Source organism: Bradyrhizobium sp. Ash2021 (genome assembly GCF_031202265.1).
Classification (GTDB): Bacteria; Pseudomonadota; Alphaproteobacteria; order Rhizobiales; family Xanthobacteraceae; genus Bradyrhizobium.
Map to the genome: position 1 here is coordinate 7,019,255 of NZ_CP100604.1, position 25,732 is coordinate 7,044,986.

Annotated in this window: 27 protein-coding genes and 2 pseudogenes; 9 read left to right on the forward strand and 20 right to left on the reverse strand. The window is 61.7% G+C overall.

Translation table 11 applies throughout. The features are described from left to right. Positions 1 to 431 precede the first annotated feature (431 nt). Positions 432 to 560 carry a hypothetical protein gene (locus NL528_RS33865; RefSeq protein WP_309178707.1) on the forward strand — a complete coding sequence of 43 codons (129 nt, stop codon included), beginning with the start codon at positions 432 to 434 and terminating at the stop codon, positions 558 to 560. A 214-nt stretch (positions 561 to 774) separates the two neighbouring features. Beyond that, positions 775 to 1,515 carry a metallophosphoesterase family protein gene (locus NL528_RS33870; protein ID WP_309178708.1) on the forward strand — a complete coding sequence of 247 codons (741 nt, stop codon included), beginning with the start codon at positions 775 to 777 and terminating at the stop codon, positions 1,513 to 1,515. Positions 1,516 to 1,530: 15 nt separating this feature from the next. Here NL528_RS33870 and NL528_RS33875 read toward each other — a convergent pair. From NL528_RS33875 to NL528_RS33920, 10 genes and pseudogenes are all read right to left on the reverse strand, one after another. Next, a pseudogene (locus NL528_RS33875) lies at positions 1,531 to 1,717 on the reverse strand (aspartate dehydrogenase); the annotation flags it as partial. Between the two features lie 385 nt (positions 1,718 to 2,102). Continuing rightward, the gene (locus NL528_RS33880) at positions 2,103 to 2,531 is read right to left on the reverse strand and encodes a hypothetical protein (protein WP_309178709.1); all 429 of its coding nucleotides are present in this window, start codon (positions 2,529 to 2,531) and stop codon (positions 2,103 to 2,105) included. Positions 2,532 to 2,583: 52 nt separating this feature from the next. Next, complete coding sequence (locus NL528_RS33885; protein WP_309178710.1) at positions 2,584 to 2,877, reverse strand: hypothetical protein; 294 nt, start codon at positions 2,875 to 2,877, stop codon at positions 2,584 to 2,586. An 818-nt stretch (positions 2,878 to 3,695) separates the two neighbouring features. Further along, positions 3,696 to 4,004 (reverse strand): hypothetical protein, encoded by a 309-nt coding sequence (locus tag NL528_RS33890; protein ID WP_309178712.1) that lies wholly within the window; start codon positions 4,002 to 4,004, stop codon positions 3,696 to 3,698. A gap of 161 nt (positions 4,005 to 4,165) precedes the next feature. Then, positions 4,166 to 4,987, reverse strand: coding sequence for an aspartate dehydrogenase (locus tag NL528_RS33895; protein ID WP_309178713.1), 822 nt, complete (start codon positions 4,985 to 4,987; stop codon positions 4,166 to 4,168). After that, positions 4,988 to 6,013: a histone deacetylase family protein gene (locus NL528_RS33900; protein ID WP_309178714.1), complete on the reverse strand. Its 1,026-nt coding sequence runs from the start codon at positions 6,011 to 6,013 to the stop codon at positions 4,988 to 4,990. A gap of 124 nt (positions 6,014 to 6,137) precedes the next feature. Further along, a complete protein-coding gene (locus NL528_RS33905) occupies positions 6,138 to 6,584 on the reverse strand; it encodes a RidA family protein (RefSeq protein WP_309178715.1) in 447 nt (148 codons plus the stop codon). A gap of 34 nt (positions 6,585 to 6,618) precedes the next feature. After that, positions 6,619 to 8,304, reverse strand: a complete 1,686-nt coding sequence (locus NL528_RS33910; protein WP_309178716.1) for a benzoate-CoA ligase family protein — start codon at positions 8,302 to 8,304, stop codon at positions 6,619 to 6,621. Positions 8,305 to 8,426: 122 nt separating this feature from the next. After that, positions 8,427 to 9,251, reverse strand: a complete 825-nt coding sequence (locus tag NL528_RS33915) for an alpha/beta hydrolase (protein ID WP_309178717.1) — start codon at positions 9,249 to 9,251, stop codon at positions 8,427 to 8,429. 29 nt (positions 9,252 to 9,280) lie between these two features. Further along, a complete protein-coding gene (locus tag NL528_RS33920; protein ID WP_309178718.1) occupies positions 9,281 to 9,775 on the reverse strand; it encodes a MarR family transcriptional regulator in 495 nt (164 codons plus the stop codon). A gap of 289 nt (positions 9,776 to 10,064) precedes the next feature. Here NL528_RS33920 and NL528_RS33925 point away from each other — a divergent pair, with 289 nt between their 5' ends. Both NL528_RS33925 and NL528_RS33930 read left to right on the forward strand, forming a co-directional pair. Continuing rightward, complete coding sequence (locus NL528_RS33925; RefSeq protein ID WP_309178719.1) at positions 10,065 to 11,240, forward strand: ABC transporter substrate-binding protein; 1,176 nt, start codon at positions 10,065 to 10,067, stop codon at positions 11,238 to 11,240. 18 nt (positions 11,241 to 11,258) lie between these two features. Next, complete coding sequence (locus NL528_RS33930) at positions 11,259 to 11,714, forward strand: cupin domain-containing protein (RefSeq protein ID WP_309178720.1); 456 nt, start codon at positions 11,259 to 11,261, stop codon at positions 11,712 to 11,714. Between the two features lie 777 nt (positions 11,715 to 12,491). Here the strand turns inward: NL528_RS33930 and NL528_RS33935 are convergent. From NL528_RS33935 to NL528_RS33950, 4 genes are all read right to left on the reverse strand, one after another. Then, positions 12,492 to 13,745 carry a flavin-dependent oxidoreductase gene (locus NL528_RS33935; RefSeq protein WP_309178721.1) on the reverse strand — a complete coding sequence of 418 codons (1,254 nt, stop codon included), beginning with the start codon at positions 13,743 to 13,745 and terminating at the stop codon, positions 12,492 to 12,494. 188 nt (positions 13,746 to 13,933) lie between these two features. Further along, on the reverse strand, positions 13,934 to 16,285 hold the full coding sequence (locus tag NL528_RS33940) for a bifunctional salicylyl-CoA 5-hydroxylase/oxidoreductase (protein ID WP_309178722.1): 2,352 nt from the start codon (positions 16,283 to 16,285) through the stop codon (positions 13,934 to 13,936). Between the two features lie 218 nt (positions 16,286 to 16,503). Then, positions 16,504 to 17,340 (reverse strand): enoyl-CoA hydratase family protein, encoded by an 837-nt coding sequence (locus tag NL528_RS33945; protein WP_309178723.1) that lies wholly within the window; start codon positions 17,338 to 17,340, stop codon positions 16,504 to 16,506. Between the two features lie 59 nt (positions 17,341 to 17,399). Continuing rightward, the gene (locus tag NL528_RS33950; RefSeq protein WP_309178724.1) at positions 17,400 to 18,161 is read right to left on the reverse strand and encodes an SDR family oxidoreductase; all 762 of its coding nucleotides are present in this window, start codon (positions 18,159 to 18,161) and stop codon (positions 17,400 to 17,402) included. A gap of 167 nt (positions 18,162 to 18,328) precedes the next feature. Here NL528_RS33950 and NL528_RS33955 point away from each other — a divergent pair, with 167 nt between their 5' ends. Next, positions 18,329 to 18,778, forward strand: coding sequence for a cupin domain-containing protein (locus NL528_RS33955; RefSeq protein WP_309178725.1), 450 nt, complete (start codon positions 18,329 to 18,331; stop codon positions 18,776 to 18,778). 9 nt (positions 18,779 to 18,787) lie between these two features. Here NL528_RS33955 and NL528_RS33960 read toward each other — a convergent pair whose 3' ends face one another. From NL528_RS33960 to NL528_RS33970, 3 genes are all read right to left on the reverse strand, one after another. Beyond that, positions 18,788 to 19,882 (reverse strand): maleylacetate reductase, encoded by a 1,095-nt coding sequence (locus NL528_RS33960; RefSeq protein WP_309178726.1) that lies wholly within the window; start codon positions 19,880 to 19,882, stop codon positions 18,788 to 18,790. Positions 19,883 to 19,885: 3 nt separating this feature from the next. Further along, on the reverse strand, positions 19,886 to 20,086 hold the full coding sequence (locus tag NL528_RS33965) for a hypothetical protein (RefSeq protein WP_309178727.1): 201 nt from the start codon (positions 20,084 to 20,086) through the stop codon (positions 19,886 to 19,888). A 180-nt stretch (positions 20,087 to 20,266) separates the two neighbouring features. Continuing rightward, positions 20,267 to 20,971, reverse strand: coding sequence for an SDR family NAD(P)-dependent oxidoreductase (locus NL528_RS33970; RefSeq protein ID WP_309178729.1), 705 nt, complete (start codon positions 20,969 to 20,971; stop codon positions 20,267 to 20,269). 572 nt (positions 20,972 to 21,543) lie between these two features. Between NL528_RS33970 and NL528_RS33975 the strand changes: the two genes are divergently transcribed. The 3 genes from NL528_RS33975 (at position 21,544) to NL528_RS33985 (ending at position 23,050) form a co-directional block, all read left to right on the forward strand. Beyond that, positions 21,544 to 21,774: a hypothetical protein gene (locus NL528_RS33975; protein WP_309178730.1), complete on the forward strand. Its 231-nt coding sequence runs from the start codon at positions 21,544 to 21,546 to the stop codon at positions 21,772 to 21,774. A 45-nt stretch (positions 21,775 to 21,819) separates the two neighbouring features. After that, positions 21,820 to 22,065 carry a hypothetical protein gene (locus tag NL528_RS33980; RefSeq protein WP_309178731.1) on the forward strand — a complete coding sequence of 82 codons (246 nt, stop codon included), beginning with the start codon at positions 21,820 to 21,822 and terminating at the stop codon, positions 22,063 to 22,065. A 718-nt stretch (positions 22,066 to 22,783) separates the two neighbouring features. Further along, complete coding sequence (locus tag NL528_RS33985) at positions 22,784 to 23,050, forward strand: hypothetical protein (protein WP_309185347.1); 267 nt, start codon at positions 22,784 to 22,786, stop codon at positions 23,048 to 23,050. Between the two features lie 62 nt (positions 23,051 to 23,112). On the opposite strand, the pseudogene NL528_RS33990 reads toward NL528_RS33985, so the two are convergent. From NL528_RS33990 to NL528_RS34000, 3 genes and pseudogenes are all read right to left on the reverse strand, one after another. After that, positions 23,113 to 23,395: pseudogene (locus tag NL528_RS33990) on the reverse strand (glutamine--fructose-6-phosphate aminotransferase); the annotation flags it as partial. Between the two features lie 111 nt (positions 23,396 to 23,506). Next, positions 23,507 to 24,169: a response regulator transcription factor gene (locus tag NL528_RS33995; RefSeq protein ID WP_309178732.1), complete on the reverse strand. Its 663-nt coding sequence runs from the start codon at positions 24,167 to 24,169 to the stop codon at positions 23,507 to 23,509. Between the two features lie 790 nt (positions 24,170 to 24,959). Then, positions 24,960 to 25,118 (reverse strand): hypothetical protein, encoded by a 159-nt coding sequence (locus tag NL528_RS34000; RefSeq protein WP_309178733.1) that lies wholly within the window; start codon positions 25,116 to 25,118, stop codon positions 24,960 to 24,962. Between NL528_RS34000 and NL528_RS34005 the strand changes: the two genes are divergently transcribed. Next, positions 25,104 to 25,730: a LuxR C-terminal-related transcriptional regulator gene (locus NL528_RS34005; protein ID WP_309178734.1), complete on the forward strand. Its 627-nt coding sequence runs from the start codon at positions 25,104 to 25,106 to the stop codon at positions 25,728 to 25,730. The two genes, NL528_RS34000 and NL528_RS34005, sit on opposite strands and share 15 nt — an antisense overlap. Positions 25,731 to 25,732 lie beyond the last annotated feature (2 nt).

Genomic DNA, 25,732 nt, shown 5'->3' on the forward strand with positions numbered 1-25,732 from the left:
CAACAATTCCGGGGAGCGCGGAATCAAAATCGCACGAACAAAGTGCGTGCTGGAATGAGCTGCAACAGGAGAATTATTTTGCTGCAATTTTGGCCGGTTTCCTGCCTGGTCCGGCGTTTGCTGAGCAATCGTTAGGCGATCGGGTGGCGTCCAATTCCCCTCAAGGCGACATTCCCAGCAGGACCCATGCCAGACATTTCCCTGAATTCGACCGGCCAAATTAAGCCATTTTTTAGGCGGCGCCCGTTACGGTTTCCAATTCATATGTGGAGTACGGTTGCGTGATTACGCTAGCGATTTGCAGCGCGTTGATTGGATCGATACTCGGAATTCGATTCAGATTTTTCGTTCTGCCCCCGGTCATTGTTCTCGGCGCGGTCTGCTTTGCAGCACTTTCCAATGCGCAGGGCGCCACATTGTCGCAGACAATAGTGCCGATCGTAATATTTGCGACCCTGCTGCAGCTTGGATATCTCTGCACCGCGCTGCTCAAGCACGCCGTGACGCCGGCTCATGCCGGCGGGCGACGTCTCTCGCTGGGAACCCCGAAGCTTCGATAAAGTACACGCTGAGGTCCGATCTGCCCAAATCGGACCATTTCGCGTTGCGTCCACAAAACCGGCAGATAATCAACACATTTGCAAGGGACTCTGGCTCGTGATTGGCTGGCTTCATGGCTAACATGTGCCCGTCCCCCGGTTCGCCGTCTCGGGACGCGAGTAAGCGTGCCTGTCATTTCAACCCCAAAACCGTTTCAGGAATATCCGACACCAGATGTTGTCAGCGCTGCGATCTACCAAGGCGACGGCCAAGCCAAGGTTGCCGGATGGGGTTCGAATCTACGCGATCAGCGATATTCACGGCTGCGCGCATCTGCTCGAACAGATGTTGGGGGTCATCGACGCCGACGTTGCACACAGCAGGCCACGTCATGCGATCGAAGTGTATCTCGGCGACTATATCGATCGCGGACCGGACTCGCGCGGGACGCTCGACCTGCTGATCAAACGCAGCCGGCGCGGAAATATGGTGTTCCTGAAAGGCAACCACGAAGCGTTCCTTGGCGCCGTTTTTCGCGATCCCTCGCGCATTGCCGATTGGTTCCAGTTTGGCGGGATACAAACCCTGATGTCCTACGGCCTCTCGCCGTCGTCGGATGCGGATGAGGAGGAACAACGCGAATTGGTGCGGGAGCTAGCCGCCGCAATGCCCCCACAGCATCGCGAATTTCTGCAACGCTTGCGCCTGACGTTCACCTGCGGAGACTTCTTCTTCGTTCATGCCGGCGTCCGGCCGGGCATCCCCCTGCCGGAGCAGCAGGAAGCCGATCTGTTGTGGATCCGCGAGGAATTTCTCCGCAGCCAGAAAAATTTCGGAAAGTACGTCGTGCATGGCCATACGCCGGTTCGCAGTGCCGAAGTCCTGCCGAATCGAGCCAACATCGACACCGGAGCCTACGCAACCGGCAATCTTACCTTGCTGTCGATCCAGGGCAGCCGCTTGTTGGCCGTATAATTCCGCGCGAGGCGGAGTGCCGACGCGCAGGGCCGGCCCCTGCTTGCGCAGATAGGCAATGACCGAAAGCGCGGTGATGCGGCCGGTCTTCGGGTTCTCGGACGAGATGTTCTCGATCGACATTGAGAGGCGGGCGGAATCGATGCACGTTGCGGGTCAGCGCCGGATCGGCCCTGATTTGCAGCGTGGTGCGCGGCCCGAGCTCCTGCGATACCCATATTGCAGCACCCGAGTGAACCGAGCGTCAGTGGGCTGGCTTAGCCGGCGTAATGCTGCTATGCACAAACCATGGCCAGAGCACTGACGCTACTATTGTTGGGTTTCGCCGTTTGCTCGGCCCCCGCGTCGGCAGCATCCGACCCTTGCAAGGATTGCAGCCCGGCCCCCGAGCTTACGATCAGAGAGCAAATCAAAGCAGATCGAGCGCGCGAGGTAGATCGTGTGGCTAAAGAGTCCATCGCTAGACCTTGGGACGGCAAGGATCTTGGGGGACTAAAACGAACTATCACACCCGGAGTCGTTCGCTAAACCGGCAGTTGTGGATCAATGAAGCAGCCTTGAGGCAGCAAGGGTTTGGAGCCGCCTGATCAATCTTCAGACGCTCTGCCTGGTTCCGGCGTCTTGTAGTATGGGAACCTGCTCAGCACGGCGGCCTTCATAGATCTGAAATGGGAAATCTCCGTAGCCAGTTCCTTGAGCCTACGCTGCCCATTTAAAATCTCGGCGCCAAATAGATCCTGGTGATAGTTATCCAGCGCATCGCGCTCCAGATATTCGTCGGTTCCATTTCCGAAAGTCACCGCAGCGCGTGCCAGGACATCGTCCACCCGGCGGCTCAAGCCTGATTGTTCGCTCTCTGCTGCATGCAGTGCGGTTTCGATCGCGGTCACAATCGAGCCGACACGGGCCAAATCCGTCTCAGCATCCCGTTCGGCCGAACGTGCCCTAAACCCGTCGTCACCCAGGCGGCCCCTGATAAAGTTGTGTACTCGATCCCGCAAAAGCAGCTGAAACATTGTCGTATTCCGGGTTCAGACTAAGAGGACAGGGAACAAGACATAAGGTCGCTCAATTATATTTAACAAATCCTGAAGCTTCACGGCGATCCGCCTGAGCTCGCGTCTTCCACTCCATCCAGGCGATATCGTGCTTGCAATAGAGTTCGCGCCAGCGCTTCTCACGGGTCGTGGTTGGGGCTCCGTTTTCATCCCGGGCAACATGCCCGCCTGTCTCATCCAGAGCCGGAAGATTGTCTAGTGTTTCAAATTCAAGCGTTTCTTCGATCGTCAAACCGATAAGCACGCGGCGCCCGCTGCCATCGACAAAGTATCGCCGCGGTGAATGACCCAGAGAGTTAGTCATTTCGCGACATCTCGTTTGGGAACCATCGACCCGTAGACAATTCCGGCCCATGCCGCACGCCCGCCACTGGTCAATAAATCATCCAAAGTACGCATACCCGTGGCTATTCTCTCGTTCTCATCAAGATAATAGCTGTGGAGTCTGCCTAGAATCACGACTATCGCGCCCACCAGAATCGCAGTCAGAAAGCTATTCAAGATTAGTCCCCACAATCATTTATCAACGAGCCTCGCCAGACAGCATATCGAGTCAGGCTCTTCGCATATCTAGAATGCCCGGCGCGCTGGCCCCAGCATGCGAGACTGCGATTTCGATTGGTAGGGCGCGTGGTGCGTGCGCCGTTTGTGCGACCGCCAGGAATGCACCGCATATCCAGCAAAGAATATCGACGACAAGATCAGGATAGGAAGCATGGTGGTAGTCCCGTTTCGCCCACGCTTATCTTCATTCCGAAGTTGTGACGACATCATGATTCCCGACGTCGAAAGATTGTTCACCTGCTGAAATTTTTGTGCAACCCACCGCCCCTTAAATCATCAACCTGATTTCGTCGTGAAATATTCCTTGCTCAGGAAAAACACCAAACACACATTTCAGAAAAATCGAACCAACTAGATAAACCCATCCCGCCATTGCCACCAGTACGAGCCCAACAAATGCGCCGGACAAACCTCGCTCCTTCATTCTCGCCAGCAGAGACAGTTTTTCCGGTAGGTAAAGCATTTTTGAACGTTCGACCAACGATTGAGGGGAACCAATATCTATCGGGCAAATTCGCGCGACGCCTTGGAAGCAAGCAGCTACCCGATCGCAGGCCTTTATGCCGCAGATGCCTCGTTAACCCGTCCCCAACGCCTCAAACCGGTTTCAGTTAAGAAGCGCCGGTCGGGAACGGCAACCGCCCAATCGCCCTCCGCCGCAAGCCAAAGGCGCCAGCCAGTTTCATGTTTTCGATATTTTGGATCGCGCTCGAAGTCCCATGTGTAATTCCCGAGATGGTCGACGGGAGACAGACGATCGAGCCGTTCGAACTCCAGCGTCTCGTCGGCGGTCAATCCGATGAGCGTGGGTGGCTGACGGAAGTTTTCGAAGTATCGCCGCGGAAATATTCTTCGCTCGCTGTCCATGCGCAACATTCCCTACAAGCAGCCCCACCAAAATGTTAGCGCGCCCACGCTCTGGTTGCCCGGTGAAATCCGCGACCAGAAGATTTAGGCAACGTACTGCCCAGCAAATATTCAAGCTGGCACATGCGCCGGATGGGCGGGGCCTCGCGGGGCTCAAATACTCAGGTGCCGACGCGCAACGCGGAGCGCTGCTTGCGCAGATAGGCAATGACCGAAAGCGCGGTGATGCGCCCCGTCTTCGGATTCTCGGACGGGATGTTCTCGATCGACATCGAGAAACGGGCGGAATCGGATTCCACCTCGATCCGATGCACGTTTCGGGTCAGCGTCGGATCCGCCCAGATTTCCAGCGTGGTGCGGTCAGGCCCGAGGCCGGCCAGCGACAGCGCCACGGCTACGTTGAGATTGGCGGGAAAGCCTTTGGCCGCCTCGCGCGCCGTGCCCTGAAAAATCCTGAGCGGCTCCTTGATGCGTTCGATATCGATGTTGTTCTCGACCAGATAAGGCGCGCCGGCCAGGCCCGTCACCGGCTTTCGGGTCACCATTTTGACCGACAGAATCTTTCCCTCTGCCGCCGCGGTGACCGCGTCGAGGCCAATGAGCGCCCCCGTCGGCACCACGATCTGGCCGCCGTTCTGTTTCGCAAGGTCGATCAAATCTTCGTTCTCGAGCAGCGCGCCGGCGCTGAGCACGATCGCGGTTTTCCCACGGCTTACAAAGGGCGCGACGATCGACCGCACCAGCTTGCTGGGCGCGCACTCGATGACAATGTCGGCGACATCCGAGAGTCCGTCGATCGGCAGGACGGCGGGCGGTTTCTTCAAGCGGGAAAGGAATTCCTGGTGCTTGGCCGGATTTTGCGCCGACACCGCTGCGAGGACCAATCCGTCGATGCCCTGATCCAGCGCTTCAACGATCTTGATTCCGATCGCGCCGAGCCCGGCCACCGCGACGCGCTGCGGGCTCTTTGATACCTTGGTCATCTAACGGGCTCCCTGAAATCCACCGAGGACGGCGGTGAGATTATCGCCGAGCACATCGGACAGATAGCCACCCTCCTGAACGAATACCGTCGGCAGTCCCATCCGCGCGATAGCGGCGCCAATCCGGCTGAAACCGTCCGTGGTAATGGAAAGGCCCTTGAGCGGATCGTGCTCGGAGGCGTCGAGCCCAAGCGCCACGACCAACGCGCCGGGCGCAAAGGCCTCGATCGTCTTTCGCGCCGAGTCCAGCGCCAGCAGATACGCGTCGTCGCCGGTTCCGATCGGCAGCGGGATATTGAAGTTGGCGCCGAGACCGGCGCCCTCGCCCCGTTCATGCGCATAGCCCCACACGAACGGATAGTAATATTTGGGGTCGGCATGGATGGAGACGGTCAGCACATCGGCGCGTGAATAGAAAATGCCCTGCGTGCCATTGCCGTGGTGCACGTCGACATCGAGAATGGCGACGCGTTCGTGCCTGAGCCGCAGATGCGCGGCAGCGATCGCCGAGTTGTTGAGGAAGCAGAAACCGCCGGCCATGTCATGATAGGCATGATGGCCGGGCGGACGGCAGAGCGCGTAGCTCGCATCCTCGCCGTCCATGACCAACTGCGCCGCCGTCACCGCGACGTCGGTTGCGGCGCAGGCCCCGGCCCAGGTGCCCGGACCGATCGGACAGCCGGTATCGGCGGTGTGCCAGCCGAGCCTGCCGACGATGCTGGTTGGATAGGTCGCGGCCTGGCGCACCGGATGGATGTTGGCGATCATCTCAGGCCCGGCATCGCCGAGCGCCGACCATTCCTCCCAGCCCTCCGCAAGAAAGCGCAGATATTCGGGACTATGAATTCTAGCGCGCGGCCCCTGACCAAACACGGTCGGTTCGACCAGATCGTGGGACCCGGCGGCAAGGCCCTTGAGCAGCCGGTCTGCGCGCTCGGGCTGCTCGGTGGTGCGCCGGACGACGCCGCGCACCAGAAAGAACTGCGGATCGTGGCTGCGATGCCGTTCGGTGTAGACCGCTTTCAATTGAATATCCTTCGAGGATCAGCGCGGGAACACCGGAATAGATCAATATCTTGACGAGCACGCAATCCGAACTCGCCTGTCATCCACGTGAAGAAGCCGAACCGTCGCACGCTGCGTAACCTTTTCAGCGCGGCACCACCGCCGTGGCCTCGATCTCGACGCGCGCGGCCTTTTCGACCAGACGCACCACCTGAACCAGCGCCATCGCCGGATAATGCGCGCCGAAGATTTCGCGATAGACCCGGCCGAGGGATTTGAGGTTCGCCAGATATTCCTCGATGTCGACGACATACCAGGTCAGGCGCACGAGATGCTTAGGGCTTGCGCCGCCTTCGGCAAGAATCACCGAAATATTGCTTAGCGTCTGACGAACCTGGGCGACAAAATCGTCCGGCAGATGGCCCTGCGCATCCCAGCCGATCACGCCGCCGGTCACGACGAGGCGGCCATCGGCCGCCATGCCGTTGGCATAGCCCTTCGGTGTCGGCCAGCCGTTCGGCTGCAGCACCTGAAGGCCGGAGGTCTTGGGGATCGGCACCACGGTCAATGCGGGGCCTTTTGGCGATGTCACCGGCTCGTCTCCTTCGCAATCCAATTTGGAACATTCACTCGGCGGCGTCGCGCGCCGAGCCCGGCGCAGTCCCGGCCGCGGCCATCTGCCGGAGCGCAAATCGCTGCAACTTGCCGGTTTGGGTCTTGGGCAGTTGCGCGACGAATTCGATCGCGCGCGGATATTTATAGGGCGCGATCACGCGCTTGACGTGGTCCTGCAGATCCGTCGCCAGCGCCGCATTGCCTTCGGTGCCAGACGTCAGCACCACATAGGCTTTGACGATCATGCCGCGCGCCTCGTCGGGCGCACCGACCACGCCGCATTCGGCGACCGCCGGGTGCGCCAGCAATGCGGCCTCAACGTCGGGCCCGGCGATATTGTAGCCGGAGGAGATGATCATATCGTCGGAGCGGGCCACGAACGACAGCCGGCCGTTGGCATCGCTGACGAACGCATCGCCCGTCAGATTCCAGCCATTGCGCACATAGTTCGACTGCCGTGCGTCGGCCAGATAACGGCATCCGGTCGGCCCGCGGACCGCAAGCTTGCCGACGGTGCCCGCCGGCACCTCGTTCATGTCATCGTCAACGACCTTCGCCTCGTAGCCGGAAACCGGACGCCCCGTCGTTCCCGCCACGGCGTCGCCGACCCGGTTGGTAATGAAGATATGCAGCAATTCCGTGCTGCCGATGCCGTCGAGAATCGTCTTGCCGGTCTTGCGGGTCCAGGCTTCAAACACCGGCGCCGGCAAGGTCTCGCCGGCCGAAACCGCAAGGCGCAGCGACGAGAGATCGGCGCCGTTGTCCATCGCCGCCATCATCGCTCGATAGGCGGTCGGCGAGGTGAAGCAAATCGTGGCCTTGTAGGTTTCGATGATCTTGACCATTTCGGGCGGCGATGCGTTTTCCAGCAGCGTCGCCGTGGCGCCGAACCGCAGCGGAAAGATCGCGAGCCCGCCGAGCCCGAACGTAAAGGCGAGTGGCGGCGAGCCTACGAAGACGTCATCCTGGGTGACGTTGAGCACTTCCCTGGCATAACCATCCGCGACGATCAGGAGATCGCGATGGAAATGCATCGTCGCCTTCGGCTCGCCTGTGGTGCCCGAGGTAAACCCTAGAAGCGCGACGTCATCGCGGCCGGTCTTGACGGCATCGAACCGCACCGGCTTGTTCAGCGCCACCCGGTCGAGCTCGGCATCGTGGTTCGACGTGCCGTCGAAATTCACCACCTGCTTGAGAAACCGGCTGGTTTTCGCGCACGCCACCAGTTCATCGGCGATCCGGCTGTCGGTCAGCGCCAGCGCGATCTCCGCCTTGTCGACGATCTTGGTCAATTCACCGGCACGCAGCATCGGCATGGTATTGACGACGACGGCGCCCGCTTTCGTTGCCGCAAGCCAGGCCGCAACCAGCGCCGGATTGTTACCGGAGCGTATCAGCACCCGGTTGCCGGGCTTGACGCCGTAATTCTCCACCAGCGCATGCGCGAGGCGGTTCGACCAGTCGGCCAGTTCCTTGTAGGTGCGCTGGCGGCCATTGCCGATGAGCGCGATGTTATCGCCAAGCCCCTTCTCGACGATCCGATCGGTCAGCTCGACCGCGGCGTTGAGATATTCGGGATACCTGAACTCCGGCCGGTCGAGCCGCAAATCCGGCCATTGCTGCTGCGGCGGCAGATTTCGCCGGGTAAAATCATCGACGTGACCCGACGGACCAAGGTTGGGAATTTCACCTGACATTTCCATCGCTCCTCGTTTTCGGGAGGAAAGGCTCATTTCCGAAGTATTTTATACTTAAAGTAATTTCGCGCAATAGCCCAAACCGGGATGATCCTGTGCTTTTTATCGGAGGCCGCCGGGCCTCAACGCCCGGCCAGTTCCCTTAACCGCGCCACGACAGGCGAGCCCGGATCGGCCAGCGGCGCGATCGCGGTAAAATGGTTGGCGTCGGGAACGGTACCGAACCGGGTCGCGACGCCGGCGGCGCCCCAGGCATCGACGATGGTCCGGCTCTGCCGGAAATATTCCACGCTTTCGTTGCCGCCGACCACGGCGTCCAGCGAGCCGCGCGCCGGCGGCTTCCAGAACAACGGGCTCGCGGCTTCCGCCGCGGTATCGTCGAGTTTCAGCGCGTTGTTGATGGATGTCCTGACCAGCGGACCGAGCTCGAACAGGCCCGAGATGGCGTAGGCCGCGGTCACGAGCCCTTCCGGCAGCGACGCATCGACGGCGCGCCAGTCCGTTGCCAGCATGCAGGCGGCGAGATGGCCGCCAGCGGAGTGACCGCTGATCACCAGAGGCCGCCCCAACTTCGCCAGCTCGCGTGACGCCATCTGCATCTGCCGGATGATTTCGCCGACGGAAACGTTGGGGCAAAGATCGTAGCTGGGAATCGCGACGTCGATGCCGTGGGCGTTCAAGCCACCGGCGAGATGGCTGAAGAACGAGCCGTCGAGTGCCTGCCAGTAGCCGCCATGGATGAAAACGACGATCGGCCCCGCGCCGTCGCCGGGAAAGAAATCGATCCCGTTGCGCGCGCCGCTGCCATACGGGATCACGCGCCAGCGGCCTTGCCGCGCCTCGCGATAGGCAGCCGCGTCGCGCGCCCAGCCGGCCATGATCGAAGGGTTTTCGGGAACCCGGGCCCGGTTGTTGTATTCGACCTCGTAGTCGACATCCGCTTGCAACGGATCAGCCTTTCAGTCACAGCGCTTCGTCAGATCGCCCGCTGCTTGGCGGATTTCTGCGCGGAAGCCTTGGTCTTGGCCAACAGCCGCATCAATTCGCGGACGTCCTTCGGGGTCAGTTCCCCGAAGATGTCGGCGATCCACAATTCGTGCTCCGCGGCCATTTTGCGAAACTCGGCGCGGCCGGCTTTCGTCAGCCGGATCACCTGGACGCGGCGGTCGGAATCCGAGGTGCGCCGGTCGAGGTGACCGGACTCGACCAGACGCTCGACCAGCCCGGTGACATTGCCGTTCGAGACCATCATCCGCTTCGAGACGTCCGACAGCGTCATGCCTTCCGGCGCCTTGTCGAGCTGGGCCATCAGATCGAAGCGCGGCAGCGTGACGTCGAAGCGCTCGCGCAGCCGGCTGCGCACCTCGCCCTCGATCAACGTCGTGCAGGTCAGCAGGCGCAGCCACAACCTGATCTCGTCGCCGTGATCTTCCGGCAGCTCAACGGCCTTGGTCTCTGAATCCAGAATCATGATGCAATCTTGGCTTCTTCTGATCTTGCCGGCTCGACCCGACATTTTGACCTTCAAATAATTCGGGACCCGCCGCAAGTCAAAACGCCGCGGCGAGCCGCTTTGCGCTCTTATCCAACTCCTTTAGGATTAAAGCATTTGGCCCGCGCCTTGCATACCAAAAAATGCTGCGCTTGCGCTCGTTCGCTTGCTGCTTGCAGCGGCAGCCGTCATGCGAATAAGCTGGATTTCGAAGTGTTGGTTGGCGTGGGGTTCGGCTGCGCGAAGCAACCGACCGGAGGGGGAAGTCATGAAGCAGCAGTTGAAATTGGCCGGGCTGGCAGTCCTGCTGGGTGTCGCAGCCGGCCCGGCCGCAGCCCAGGAGAAAGTCAAGATCGGCGTGATCGTGACCCTGTCCGGCCCGGCCGCCGCGCTCGGCGCCCAGGTCCGCGACGGCTTCGCCCTCGCCGTCAAGGATCTCGGCGGCAAGATGGGCGGCAAGGACGTCGAAGTCGTCGTCGCCGATGACGAACTCAAGCCGGACGGCGCCGTGACCAAGGCGAAGGGCCTGCTCGAACGCGACAAGGTCGATTTCGTGGTCGGGCCGATTTTCTCCAACATCCTGCAGGCGATTCACAAACCGGTCACCGATTCCAGGACCTTCCTGATCAGTCCGAATGCAGGGCCGTCGAGCTATGCCGGGAAGGAGTGCAGCCCGTTCTTCTATGTGACCTCCTACCAGAACGACCAGGTCCACGAGATCCTCGGCAAGGTCGCCCAGGATCGCGGCTACAAGCGCGTCTATGTACTGGTTCCGCACTATCAGGCCGGCAAGGATTCCGCGGCCGGGTTCAAGCTCGACTACAAGGGTGAGATCGTCGAGGAAAGCTACATGCCGCTGGGCACGCTCGATTTCCAGGTCGAACTCACCAAGATCGCGTCCGCAAAGCCCGACGCCGTGTTTACCTTCATGCCGGGCGGCATGGGCGTCGGCCTGGTGAAGCAATACAAGCAGGCCGGCCTCGCCGACAAGATTCCGGTGCTGTCGGCCTTCACGGTCGATGAATCGACGCTGCCGGCGCAGCAGGATGCCGCGGTCGGCATGTTCGGCGGCGCCAACTGGGCGCCCAACCTGGACAATCCGCAAAGCAAGAAATTCGTAACTAGCTACGAAGGCGCCTACAACAACGTGCCCGGCACCTATGCCATGCAGGGCTACGACGCGGCGATGCTGATCGACAGCGCCGTCAAGGCGGTGAAGGGCGATCTCGGCAACAAGGACGCGGTGGCGGCGGCGCTGAAAAAGGCCGACTTCACCTCGCTGCGCGGCGATTTCAAATTCAACACCAACGGCTATCCGATCCAGAACTTTTATCTGACCAAAGTCGCAAAACGCCCGGATGGAAAATTCCAGACCGAGATCGTCGAAAAAGTGTTCGAAAATTACGGCGACCGCTATGCCAGGGATTGCACGCCCGGCAAATAAGAATGGGAAGGAAACATCATGAAAACCGAACTCGCCGGCGTCACCCGGGCCAACGAGGGCCTGCAGGGTATCTCCTGGAACATTCTCGGCCAGACCTATGTGCCGAAGAACGTCACCGAGCACTCGTTCTCCTGGCACGCCACCTTCCCGCCCGGCACTTTCGTGCCGCCGCATATCCATCCCGACCAGGACGAGTATCTCTACATCCTGGAGGGCAAGCTCGACTTCATGCTTGACGGCGCCGACACCCAGGCCACGCCGGGCGATCTGGTCCGGCTGGCGATGGGCATACCGCACGGCATCTTCAACAAATCCGGTCAAACCGCAAAAGTCCTGTTCTGGGTTTCGCCGAGCCGCCGGCTCTACGATCTGTTCTGGGCGATTCACAATCTGAAAGAGCAGACCCCGGATGCGGTGGTGGCGCTGGCCGCCGAACACAACGTGCACTTCCTGCCGCCGCCTCCGGGGGCGTGAGGTTGCGCGGCCCGAGGTGCGATGTCCGCGGCCGTCATTGCGAGCGAAGCGAAGCAATCCATCTAACCGCGTAAAGAAAGTATGGATTGCTTCGTCGCTTCGCTCCTCGCAATGACGGTGTTCTAATCTCAGACATGACTTTTTCGTCCCGCGGCGCGATGCGCCCGAGTCCTGCATGAATCTTTCGCCCTTTGAAAACAGAGGGCGCAGGGAAGACCGGGTGCGCGCTGCACCCGCGGTCTCGCGTGCAATTTGTGCATAAGAACACGCACACGAGCATACAGGTTCAGCGGAGAACATCCGGCCTTCCCTGCGCAATGGTTTTACGGCTTATAGCGCGCTCTCCCCGGCGACCGGCTTTCTTGCCGCCGTTGCGCCGCGAATAAATCCGCGACACGTGACGCCAGCGTCGGGGCGTCAGGACCACACGACTTCGCCGTCCGCATCAGCCACGCTCGTCAGTCGTAGCTTCCGCGTCCACCGCATCCCACCGCACGTTCGTGACGATCGCGAGCCGCCCCTCTTGTCGGGTGAGACGTGCGGAGAAAGGCCACTGATTTGCCCGACGGCACAAGCGGAGAATTTTTTTCAAGGGGGCTGGACAGGTTTTGAGTGATTTGCCCGTCGGGCAAAGTTTTTGCGTCGGTTCGTAGGTTGATCGGAGCGAAGCCCGTCGGCTTGGGCGAGCCTCGAAGGATGAGAGGGGTGCGCTCGCGGCCCATCCTTCGAGGCTCGCAAGAGCTCGCACCTCAGGATGACGTCCGACTTGCGGCTAGCCTACGCCCGCACCGCCGTCAATCCCGGCGGCGGCGCCGCAAAACCGGCCTTGGTGGCGTAGCCGCGCACGATGGCTTCGCGCTGCGCGTGGCTCAGCACCTTGTCGATATCGGTAAAGCCGTCGGGCGCCAGTTGCTCGACCGCGTCGATCACGCCTTCGGGGCCACCGCGCCGGTTCGAGCGCACGATCTCCGCCGTCATCGACAGCCGCTTCTGCTCATAGGCCATAAGCGCCTGACGCGGATGCTCGGAGCGCACCAGCGCATCCGCCAGCGCGCGGGCATCGAGGATCGCCTGCGAGGCGCCGTTCGATCCGACCGGATACATCGGATGCGCGGCGTCGCCGAGCAGCGTGACGCGGCCCGACGACCAGTATGGCAACGGATCGCGATCGCAGCAGGGGTATTCATAAAATTCCGGCGTCGCCGAAATCAGCGAACGCACGTCGACATAGGGCACCGAGAACCGTGCCACATGCGGCATCAACTCGTCGCGCTTGCCTGGCCGCGACCAGTCCTCGCGGCGCGACGGCGGCGAAGCGCCGTCGCCGACCTTCACCAGCACCGCCCAGTTGGTCAGGCGGCTCGCCGGGCTCGATCCTTCCGCGATCGGATAGACCACGACCTTGGCATGAAGCCCTCCGGCCACGATCATCGAACGTCCGGTCAGGAACGCCGGCCAGTCACGCGCGCCGCGCCACAGCATCAGGCCGTTCCAGCACGGCGGTCCCTCGTCCGGAAACAGCGTCTCGCGCACACGGGAATGGATGCCGTCGGCGCCGATCAGAATGTCGCCGCGCGTGGTTTTGATGTGCGCGCCGCCGCGATCGAAAAAATGCGCGGTGACTCCGCCCTCGTCCTGGGTGAAAGCGCCGAGCCGGCAACCGGTATGGATCGCGTCCTTGCCGAGCCGCTCCTCGACCGCGGCATGGATCACGCCCTGCAGGCGGCCGCGATGGATCGAGAATTGCGGCACGCCATGGCCGGCGCCAAGGCCGCGCGGCTCACGCCAGACTTCCTGGCCGTGACGATTGAGATAATACAATTCATCGGTGCGGATCGCGACCGCATCGAGCCGGTCCAGCAGCCCGAGGCCGGCGAGTTCGCGCATCGCATGCGGCAGGGTGTTGATGCCGACGCCGAGTTCGCGGATCGTGTCCGACTGCTCGTACAGCTCGCAATCGAGGCCGCGCGCGCGCAGCATCAGCGCAGTGGTGAGGCCGCCAATGCCGCCTCCGACGATGATCGCTTTCATCAGCGCAACTCCACTCCACCCGTCGCTCTTTCACCTCTCCCCGCCTGCGGGGAGAGGTCGGATCGCCCTTGCGATCCGGGTGAGGGGGTACCGCACTCACGGCGACTTCACTCGCGGAGAGAACCCCTCACCCCAACCCTCTCCCCGCAAAAGCGGGGCGAGGGAGCGATAGAGCGTCGCACAGGCCGTTATTCGGCCGCAAGCGGCTTTGTTGCCTCCGCCTTCAGCTCGGCCCGCGTCTTGGGCTTACCCTTAATTTTGAGGTCGTCGAAATCCTGCCGGTCGCGGACGCTGTTGCGGAAAATCTGCTCCTTGCCGGGCAGATATTGCAGCGGACAGGCAATCTCCGAGGCGCCATACCAGGCTGCCGCCCGCATTGTGAAAAACGGGTCGACCAGATGCGGCCGGCCGAGCGCCACCAGATCGGCGCGGCCGGCGGCGAGGATGGTGTTGGCCTGATCTGACGTGGTGATGTTGCCGACGCACATGGTCGCAACCCTGGCCTCGTTGCGGACCTGCTCGGAAAACGGCGTCTGGAACATCCTTCCGTACACCGGCTGGGCATCGCGCACGGTCTGCCCGGTGGAGACGTCGACCAGATCGACGCCGGCCTCGCCGAACGCCCGCGCAATCGCCACCGCGTCGTCGCCGGTGATGCCGCCTTCGGCCCAGTCGGTGGCGGAGATGCGCACCGACATCGGCTTGTGCGCCGGCCACGCCGCGCGCATCGCCTCGAATATCTCGAGCGGATAGCGCAGCCGGTTGGCCAGCGTGCCGCCGTACTCGTCGCTGCGCTGGTTGGTCAGCGGCGAGATGAAACTCGCCAGGAGATAACCGTGGGCGCAATGCATCTCCAGCATGTCAAAGCCGCAGCGTTCGCCGCGCTCGGCGGCCGCGACGAATTCGGCCTTGACGCGATCCATGGCGGCGCGATCCATCTCGCGCGGCACCTGGCTGTCGGGGAAATAAGGAATCGGCGAAGCCGACACGACATCCCAACCGCCCTGCTCCAGCGGCCGGTCCATGCCGTCCCACATCAATTTGGTCGCGCCCTTGCGGCCGGCATGGCCAAGCTGCAGGCAGATTTTTGCCGCCGAATTAGCGTGCACGAAATCGACAATCCGCGTCCACGCCGCCTGCTGCTCGTCGTTCCAGAGGCCGGTGCAGCCGGGCGTGATGCGGGCGTCGCGGCCGACGCAGGTCATCTCGGTGAAGATCAGCCCGGCGCCGCCGATGGCGCGCGAGCCGTAATGCACCAGATGGAAATCGCCGGGCACGCCTTCCTTTGCCGAATACATGCACATCGGCGACACGACGGCGCGGTTGGCCACTTCCATCTCGCGCAGCTTCAGCGGCTGGAACATCGGCGCCAGCGGCTTGTCGATATCGACGTCAAAGCCTTTGGAGCGGACCTGGCGGGCAAACGCCTTGTCGACTTGCATGACAAAATCCGGCGCGCGGAGCGTGAGATTGTCGTAGGTAATCGCCTTGGCGCGGGTCATGACCCCGAACGCGAATTGCACGGGATCGAAATCCCAGAACCGGTCGACATGCTCGAACCACACCAGCGAGACGTCGGCGGCGTGCTGGGTCTTCTCGACTTCCTCGCGCCGGCCGTGCTCGTATTTCTGCAAGGCGGCGTCGACCGTCGGTGAACCCGCCATCGCCTCGGCCAGCGCAATGGCGTCTTCCATCGCGAGCTTGGTGCCGGAGCCGATCGAGAAATGCGCCGTCGCCTTGGCGTCGCCGAGCAGCACCATGTTGTCCTTGACCCAGCGCTCGCTGCGGATCATCGGGAAATTGCGCCACATCGAGCGGTTGGTCAGCAGCGGATGGCCTTCGAGGAACCAGCCAAAAATCTCCGCCATGCGATCGGCGGATTGCCGTTCGCTCAGGCCCTCGAGCCCGGCACGCTGGAACGTCTCGGCATCGGTCTCGAAGATCCAGGTCGAGCGGCCGGCCTCGTATTGATAGGCGTGGGCGATGAACGGGCCCCACTCGGTCTCCTGGAAGATGAAGGTGAAGGCATCGAGCGGCCGGGTCGAGCCCATCCATGCGAATTTGTTGGAGCGCAGGTCGACCTCGGGGTTGAAATGATCGGTGTATTTGTCGCGGAAGCGGCTGTTGATGCCGTCGGCCAGCACGATCAAATCGGCATCGGCGAACCGGCGCTCGTCGTCGACGTCGGTTTCGAACAACAGCGTGACGCCGAGTTCGCGCGCCCGTTCCTGCAGGATCAACAGCAACATGCGGCGCGAGCAGCCGCAAAAGCCGTTGCCGCCGACGCGGTGCACCGTGCCGCGGAAATGCACGGCGATGTCGTCCCAATAGGCGAACTCCTCGGTGATGCGGCGGTAGCTCGGGGAATCGTATTTCTCGAAATTGTCCAGCGTCGCATCGGAGAACACCACGCCGAAGCCAAAGGTGTCGTCGGCGCGGTTGCGCTCGTAGACCGTGATCTCGGCCTGCGGCCGCTGTTTTTTCAGCAGGATCGCGGCATAGAGACCGGCCGGTCCGCCACCGATGATCGCGATCTTCATGCGCCGCTCCGAAGCAGGTTATGGGCCATCCGGATATTGTTTTAACCCTAAAACAATTTTCCGGCAAGCCCCTTCACCGCCTCCGTCCTCATCCTGAGGAGCGGCCATTTTGGCCGCGTCTCGAAGGATGGGCCGCGGGCACATGGTTCGCCCGGCGATGCGAAGCATCGTCCGGAGACGGCGCAAGAGCGCCTCCTCACCATGAGGGAGGGATCGGCTCAATTGCCCTGGAACGCCGGCGTCAGCTTGCGCGAAAATGCCTCGAACGCCCGGGCGAAATCCTCGGTGGTCATGCACAGGGCTTGCGCCACGGCTTCGGCCTCGATCGCCTCTTCGACCGACATCGCCCATTCCATCGCCAGCATCCGCTTGGTCATGGTGTTGGCGAAGGTCGGGCCTTCGGATACCTGCCTGGCCAGCAATTGGGCCTGCGCCAGCACGTGATCGGGGGCGACGATGCGGCTGAAGAAGCCCCAGCGCTCGCCCTCCTCCGCGGTCATGAAGCGGCCGGTGTACAGCAGTTCCGAGGCGCGCGACTGTCCGATGATGCGCGGCAGGATCGCGCACGCGCCCATATCGCAGCCGGAAAGGCCGACCTTGTTGAACAGGAACGCGACCTTGGCGCCGACCGCGGCCAGCCGCATATCCGAGGCCATCGCGATGATCGCGCCGGCGCCGGCGCAGATGCCATCGACGGCCGCGATAATCGGCTGCGGGCAGGCCCGCATCGCCTTGACCAGATCGCCGGTCATGCGGGTGAAGGCGGTGAGGCCCTTGGTGTCCATCTGCACCAACGGCCCGATGATCTCGAACACGTCGCCGCCCGAGGAGAAGTTTCCGCCGGCCCCTGACACGACGATGGTCTTGACCTGGTCGTCCATCGCGCAGGCGCGGAAGAAATCCGTCAGCTCGCGGTAGCTGTCGAAGGTCAGCGGATTTTTTCGCTCGGGACGGTTCAGCGTCACGGTGGCGACGCTGTCGACCACCGCCAGCAGGAAGTGCTTTGGCGTATAGTCCGCCAGCGGCAGCGTCACGGGATTGGCCGGCTTGCTCATGGAATCTCCTTGCGACTACATCTTTGCTGGATGGCTGGACGGCGCGTCATTTCGCCCGGTCATATTTCTCCGCCGGCGACGGCGATGGCCTGGCCGGTCACTGAGCCTGCGCCCTCGCCGCACAGCCAGAGCACGGCGTCGGCGACTTCCGACGGCGCCACCAGGCGGCCCTGCGGATTGTGCTTTGCCAGTTCCGCCGTGGCCTGCTCACGGCTGCGGCCGGTCTTGCGCATGATGTTGTCGATGCTGCCTTCGAGCAGATCGGTTTCGGTAAAGCCCGGACAGACCGCGTTGACGGTGACGCCGCTTTTGGCCGTCTCCAGCGCCAGCGAGCGCACCAGGCCGATCACCGCATGTTTGGCCGCAGCGTAGGCGCTGACATAGGCATAGCCCTTGAGGCCGGCGGTGGAGGCGACCGCGACAATGCGTCCGCGGCGGCGCTCGACCATGCCAGGCAATACCGCCTGCGCGGCATGCACCACGCCCATGAAATTGATATCCATCATGCGGGCAAACAGCGCCGCATCGGATTTGCCGAACGGTGCGGATTCGGCCGCGCCCGCGTTGGCGATCAGGATGTCGATGGGCTGCCGCACGGCGGCTTGCGCGATCGCCGCGCCGACGGAGGCCTGATCCGCGACATCGGCGACGGCGGCGAAATGCGCGGCGCCCAGGGCTACGGCGTTATCCAGCGTTTCGCGGTTGCGGCCAAGCACGGTGACGGTCGCGCCCGCCTGCACCAGCGCCGATGCGATCGCGCGGCCGATGCCCCGTCCACCGCCCGTGACGAGCGCATGCGAGAAACGCGGCAGTCCGGACATGCATTGGCCTCCCCGAATGAATTCGTCAAAGTGCGGCCTGAAGCCGGTAACGCATATATTTTAAACTTCAAGCTTTGGCAAGAAAGGGACCGGCGAAGCGATCGGGCATGCTTGACAGCGGGACCGCCGCAGGTAGCGTCGCCCCAACCAGCACAGGGATGAGGTCGATGGCAGCGCTCGAAAAAGGCATTACGCGGAACGGAACGGGCTATTCCGGCAAGACCTGGAACATCCTTGGCCAGGTCTATTTCCCGAAGGCGGTGACGGATTCGACCTTCGCGTTCGAGACCAACAGCGATCCCGGCCAGTTCGTGCCCGTGCACATTCACCCGACCCAGGACGAATTCATCCTGGTGCAGGACGGCATGCTCGATCTGAAGCTCGACGGCGTCTGGGTGCAGGCCAAGGCCGGCGATCTGGTGCGGCTGCCGCGCGGCATCCCGCACGGTTATTTCAACAAATCCGACAAGCCGGCACGCGCCTTGTTCTGGGTCTCGCCAACGCAGAAGCTGGAGGCGCTGTTCAACCAGCTGCACAATCTGACCGACGTCGGCGAGATCGTCCGCATCTCCGCCGAGCATGAAGTGAATTTTCTGCCGCCCGAAGCCAACGAGTGAGCGCAGAGCTCAGGCGGAAACGCCGCCAGCTTGCGCCTTGACGTCGTCGACCGGAGCCATGCCGGCCCAGGCCCGCGCGATCAACTCACGGATCGCATCGCGCTCGATCGGCCGCGGATTCCAGTATGGATTCTTCACCGCCAGATCGGCGGCCTGGTCGATATCCTGCATCCGCATGCCAATTTCGCCGAGCGATCTCTGGATACCGAGCTTGCCGGCGAGTTCGAACAGCCCGCCGGCCGCATCGTCCGCACCCAGCGCCTGCGCGATCTCGGCCATCGCCTGCGGCTCGGCCGAGGCGTTATAGGCGACCGCATGCGGCAGGATCACCGCGTGGGTCTCGGCATGCGGCAGGTTGAAGGTTCCGCCGAGCGTGTGGCAGAGCTTGTGGTGAAGCGCCATCCCGACCGCGCCGAGGCAGCTTCCGCACAGCCAGGCGCCATAAAGCGCCTCAGAGCGGGCTTCGATATCGCGCGCGTCGCTTTTGATTTTTGGCAGTGCCCGGGCGAGATTCCTGATGCCTTCCTGCGCCATCAACGAGATGATCGGGTTGCGGTCACGCGCGTAAAGCGCTTCCACCGCATGCGCGACGGCATTGAGCCCGGAGGTCGCCGCCAGCTGCGGCGGCATCGTCATGGTCAGATCGACATCGTAGATCACCGTCTCGGGGAGGATCTTTGGGCTCGACTGCGTCGTCTTCAGGCCCTCTCGGGTCTCGCCGAGGATCGGCGTCATCTCGGAGCCGGCATAGCTCGTCGGCACTACGATCTGCGGCAGATCGGTTCGCAGCGCAATCGCCTTGCCGAGCCCGGTCGTCGAGCCGCCGCCGATGGCAACGATGCCATCGACCTTCAGCTCGCGGACGTGCGCCATGGCGCGATCGGTTACGTCCAACGGCGTATGCATCGCCGCCTCGGCGAAAATTCCGGCGGCGCGATCGCCGAGCATCGCGGCAATATGCGAGGCCTGCGCTGCCTGATTGGGCGTGGCCAGCACCAGCGCCCGCGAAATGCCGAGACGCGCCAGTTCGCCCGGCAGCTGGCTGAGCGTGCCGGCTCCGAATATGACCCGCATCGGAGCCGTCTGGTAGGTGAAGCCCTGCATCGGCTAGGCCGCGCTCGGTTCGGCCAGACGCTCGGCGGCTACGGCCACCCGCGTGCGGCCTGCGAGCAGGATGATCCCGCCCGCCGCCAGCGCCGCAACGCCAATCGAGATGAACATCGGTAGCGAACTCTGATAGTTCTGTTGCAGCGCGCCCGCCACGAACGGCCCGAGGATAGCACCGACGCGCCCGACACTCAATTCCATCCCGACCGCCGTTGCCCGCACATTGGTCTCGTAGGATCGTGCTTCGGGAAATCTACGAAAGCCTGGGATCGATCGAGCCCGAAATAGAGGCGACGAAAGCCTCGGCCAAGCCGACGCGAAAATCGTCTTTGGACCGGTCGCGACCGAAATTACGCACGAGAGAATGATCGCTTGATCCGATCACCACTTTTCATTGAACGGACGGAGCTCGGTCAGGAACGACCAGGCTGAGCGGTCCTGGCCGTGGAGATGAAACAGTTCGTCGGCGATCGCTGCAGGCTTGATGAAAAAATCGTCGGGCTTGCCGCTCATCCGTTTGCGCATCCCCGGCGTGTCGATCACCGCATCGATCAGGATATAGGCGACGTGCACGCCGGCCGGCCCGAGTTCGCGGGCGATCGATTCGGCGAGAATGCGCTGCGCGGCTTTGGTTGGCGCAAAGCCGGCGAAATCGGCCTTGCCGCGGATCGACGATGTGTTGCCGGTCACCAGGATGGTGCCCTTGCCGCGCTTGACCATATCCGCCGCCACTTCCCGCGCCAGATACAGCAACCCCATCACATTGACCTCGAAATTGCTTCGCAGCATCTGCGGATCGATCTCCTGAAAGTTTCCCCAGCCACCGCCGACCGCATTGTGGACGAGGACATCGGGCGGACCGAAGCGTTGTCGCACCTCGGCGACAGCGGCCCGCACCGCGCTCTCGCCCGACACGTCGCATGCGATGGCGTGAACGTCGGGAAGCGCCTCCGCAAGCGCATTGATCCGTTCCACTGAACGGGCCAACGCCACGACGCGAAATCCGCCGGCTGAAAACCGCCTGACGATGGCCGACCCGGTCGCCGGTCCCACCCCGGTTACGATCGCAACAGGTTTTTCGGTCATGTGTCCTCCCCTCGACCCCGCATCGGAATATCCCGCGGGGCCATTATATTATATGTATAATTCAAAAGCCGCAAAGCCGCCAGGACGCAAAAAGCGTCTCAGCCGGGGCGGCGGCTGAGACGCTTTGGAGATTCCGCCGGATGATCTGATCCGGCGATCGTGGCCACGTTGCCTCCGATGACAAGACCAACGCCTGGTTACCGGTATTCCCCAATCTTCGCATCCTCTCGATCTCTTCAAGGAATGTTGCGACCGTCGATCGCCGCGATGACGGCGTCGTGAAGCGAGCAACCAAAATGGCATGAGGCGGCGGGGGGGCACCATTGCCCATTGAATCCGGATCGGATGCAGATTCCCGCCCAATCGATTGATCCGTCATCGCTACCGCCGGTGCCTGACGCTTCCCACCCTCAACGCGCCGATCGTGCCATTGCACGCCGCATGCGCGCTAGCGCTGCATCTCACGCCGGGTTGAACAGCCCTCAATGCCGGCGATCGGAATATCCGGACACGCGCATGAGTCTGGTTGGTGAAAGCGCTGATGCACGGCGCGAACGATACGGAGATGCAAGATGACCAGATTCACGCTTGTTGGCGTCGCCGCAATTCTGTCAGCCGCGATCGCAACGCCGGTACTCGCCGCTGGACGCGAGACGACCACCAAACCGTGGTTAGCGCCCGTGGGGCACCGCCAGCCGCGCGTCGCCGATATTCCCGCATCATCTTCGCCATCTCAGCAGAGCCTCGATCAGGAAGACGCGTATGTCGACCGCAAGATCAGCAACGTTTGCCGAGGCTGCTGATCGCCGTGGATTGACGTTGCTATCCACCAGCAAAGGAGCCTGACAATGAAGATCCCGCAAATTTTGACCGCGCTGTTGCTCGTGGCGTCGCTCGCGGCGCCGGCGACGGCCCAGGAGCGAGTCCACAAGCATAGCCTGCGAGCCCAGACACAGGCAATCGAGGGCCGCGAGGTCGCGGCACCGCCATGGAGCGCCGCCTGCATGACCGACCACGGCCCAAGCGAGTGCGGCGAGCCAATGTGGATCTACGGCACCCCTGAGGCAATTGCCGCATACCGAAATGCGTTCTGACAACCCGGTGTCCGGCACCGCAGCACTTGAGAGGAACGCTATGCGCCGAGATCGGATTCATTCACGGACCGTCAACTCGTTTCGCCGGTCCGCCGGCGGATTTCGAATCGCACGCCTTGTTCGATATGCAGCGGCGGGGCTGGCGATCGTTATTGCCGCCTCGTCTTCGCCTCGGACGGCTCATGCCCAGGAACATCCGTGGTGCCTGGCGCGGGAAGGCTATCTCTATTGTTTCTACAGGACTCAGCAGCAATCGCCTCCGGCATCGGCGGCTGCGCCCTCAATCCGCGTTTGCTTTTTTCGATCAAACCGCGCGATTCATGTCCGGGCGCCAGTCGTGTCCTGAACTGGGCATATCCGAGAATACCGTGAAACCGCCGGTCTCGGTTTAGCGATGTGGCCGAGGCTTCACTGGCACGCTCTCCAGCGCCCCGAGGGGGCTTGGACAGCGACATCACCTCCAGATCCGGAGGCGCCTGCTATAGCGCCACGCCCAAGGCGATCCAGACCGCAAGAGCAATGCACCAGACGATAGCTGTGTATGGGAGAGCGACGCGCATTTGCCCCCCTGTTCGAACGAGCGAAGCCGACGCGGATGACAATATCGGAACAACGTTCGTTCGCATCTACCCGATTCGGGCCCGCGCGCGAATACCCCAAAAGAGGTACTCCGGGTGCGCTGCATCCTGCCGAATAGGATGATGTGCTAGGCTAGCTTTTGATTGAATTGATTGCAGCCTGGACTGGCCCGATGAAGTCCAATCTTGCGGTTGGCGTTCGCGTTCGAATGAGCGCACTCGGTGCGTCGCGCTGTGCGCGCCTCGCCAACAAGACGGGCACGATTGTCGGAGGAAGCGTGTACGCCAACAGCGTCAGCGTCCTGTTCGATGGAAATCGAACACGGACCACAATTCATCGTGAATACGTCGAAGTGTTGCTGCCGGGCCTGGACACAACGCGAGACAGCACGGCGGCGCCGCGCTGAGCCCGGCATAAAGCGAGGTGCCACAGGCCGTGATCGACACGCGATTGATATCGCGAAAGTCCAATTACGATTCCCTGCCGCGTGCTCAGTGCGACGTCACCATCTTCCAGGTAATTGATCATGTCGGTAAGCCGCAAGAGCGGTCGCGTCCGACCCGAGATACATCTCGCCTCGGCTATACCCAACCGCAAGCGACGACCCTTTGCGCGCCCCGATGATCAGGTCGTCGTAACCTTCAAACAGGAACGCGAGTGCAAACGCTCCTTCCAGAGGCGGCAACGCAGCCCGCACCGCGTCGACTGGCTTGCATCCTTTCTTCAGCTGTCGGTTTGTGAGATGAGCGATCACTTGCTTCCGCATCCAGGTCGGCCAATGCCCGGCGCTTGCGACGGCAGCCGCTGTTTCCGCGTCGAACAGGCGGCGGCATTCCATGGAGCCCGCCCGCCCCTTTTGCACTCAGTCCGACCAGGACGGCAGAGGCGGCCTGTCCTCAGGAGGACCCGCGCGATCGCTGCGTGAAATCGCGAACGTCGCGAGCTCTGTCCGGTTGCTGATTTCGAGCTTCTGAAAGATGTGGTGCAGATGCACCTTGATGGTGCCGTCGGTAATATTCAGCCGTCGCCCAATTTCCTTGTTCGACAACCCTTCGGACACCAAACGCATGATCTGGCGCTCGCGCTCCGTCAGCGTTGTGAGCGCCTTCTCCCTGATCGCATTTTGCTCCGGAGACACAGCCTGCACGGATGAAGGCAGCGGCAACAGCAGCTGGCCTTCGACAACCTGGTGCAAGGACTGCACCAGAACCTCGGCCGTGACGTCCTTCGGAATGATGCTGTAGCCGTCGGCCGCCGCTGCCAGGACCAGTTCGCTCTCTTCATCAGATGCGGTGAAAAAGACCAGGCGCGTGGAAAGACCTTCGGAATTGACGATGGCGAGAATTTCCAGCCAGCTCACGCCGGACATTGAGGCGTCGAGAATGGCGATGTCAGGTGTTAAATTCCGAAGCGCTTCGATGCAGCTCGCACCATCGCCGCAACACGCAACAACATTGAAGCCCCGGTGCGCGTCGAGCAGGTGGCTCAAACCGTGCAGAACCACGGGATGGCGGTCTGCGATCACGACGCTGGTACAACGCATTGCGCGGTCCTCAGCCTGTCGCCCCAATAACCTAAACCCTTCACGCCCTACTTGTTTCCACTTTAGCCTAAACGAGATCATAACAAATTTTCAAGAATCCGACACGTGTGGAATTCCGCAGCGCAAAAACGAGGTTAACGGGAATTTGGGTCTGTCCGCTTGCCTGCGCTCGTCCAGAGAAAAGCTACCGGCAAAACTCCCAACGGATATCCGTAGAACTGCGGATTGGTTTAGGCGCGACGGAGTGCCGCTGCCTGTGCAGATCTGTTCTAGGCGCTTCCCAATTTGGGTGCCTCAGCAGAACATTTTCACAACGTTTGATAAACGTCGCACTCCTCACTCGCGCAGAGAATGTCGTTGACCTGAACAAATGTCACCTACCGGACTAGGATTCCGCGGTACGTTGTTGCCTCTCGGACGTCGACAGCCGTTTGTTATTATGAACGACATTCATCCGGACACACGCGAGCACCTATAACGAATGGTATATAGGGATATCGTGAATTCGAATCTAACATTCATAAAGGGTTAACGATACGGAGCCCTCGAAATCTGCCAACGAAAAATCCTGTGAACGAAAAATATCCTGTGAACGAAGGAGCGCCGACCGAAGAAACCAAATGGTCAAAACCAAATGTAGCGTAAGGGCTGGGAGAGTAAAATGTACAGACAACATTCATTTGCAACGATACTCATTGGAAGAAGCGTCTTAATCAGAGAAGGAATTGCGAAAATTCTCCGGGCGGCAAATCTTCGCATCGCCGCCTCGGTATCATGCGGTGACGATCTGGCGCCGAATAAACTCCAACCGCACCAACTGCTGTTTCTCATTGTCCATACCGGCGATGATTTCGGCGTCGTCCTTGAACAAATCGAACTCTTGCGGGACAGCCATCCGAAAGGACGCATTGCGATCGTGGCCGATCACCATCGGCTGGACGACCTGGTTTCCGCATTTCGAGCAGGCGCGAACGGCTATTTCGTCGACGTCATGACGTGCGATTTGTTCATCAAGTCCGTTGAACTGGTGGCAATGGGCGAGACGATCTTTCCGCCGGCATTTTTGTCATTCGCTCTCGATCCCGAAAACGATCGCGTCGGCAAGGCGGTGCTGCGCGACGAAAACGCACAGGCGATGCTGTTCAGGACAAAGGACAGGATCGCGCCGCAGCTTTCCCCGCGGGAGCAATCAATTCTGCAATGCCTGATCGAAGGCGACTCCAACAAATGCATAGCCCGAAAGATCGATATCGCCGAGGCGACGGTGAAGGTTCACGTCAAGGCGATCCTGCGCAAGATCCGGGTCCAGAACCGGACCCAGGCGGCGATCTGGGGGATGAACAATGCGACCCTGGCAAAATCGCAAAACGGCTGCGCGCTGCCCTCAACCGTCGATATGAGCCCACGGCTTCCAAAGCCCATCGAGGTGATCTCCGAGATCAAGCAAATCGCGGCTCCGGATTCACTAAAGGTGGTTAATCACGTTGGGGTGCCTCGCATTGACGGCCTGACCCGCAAGGGCATCAACCGAAGAGCCCTCTGAAC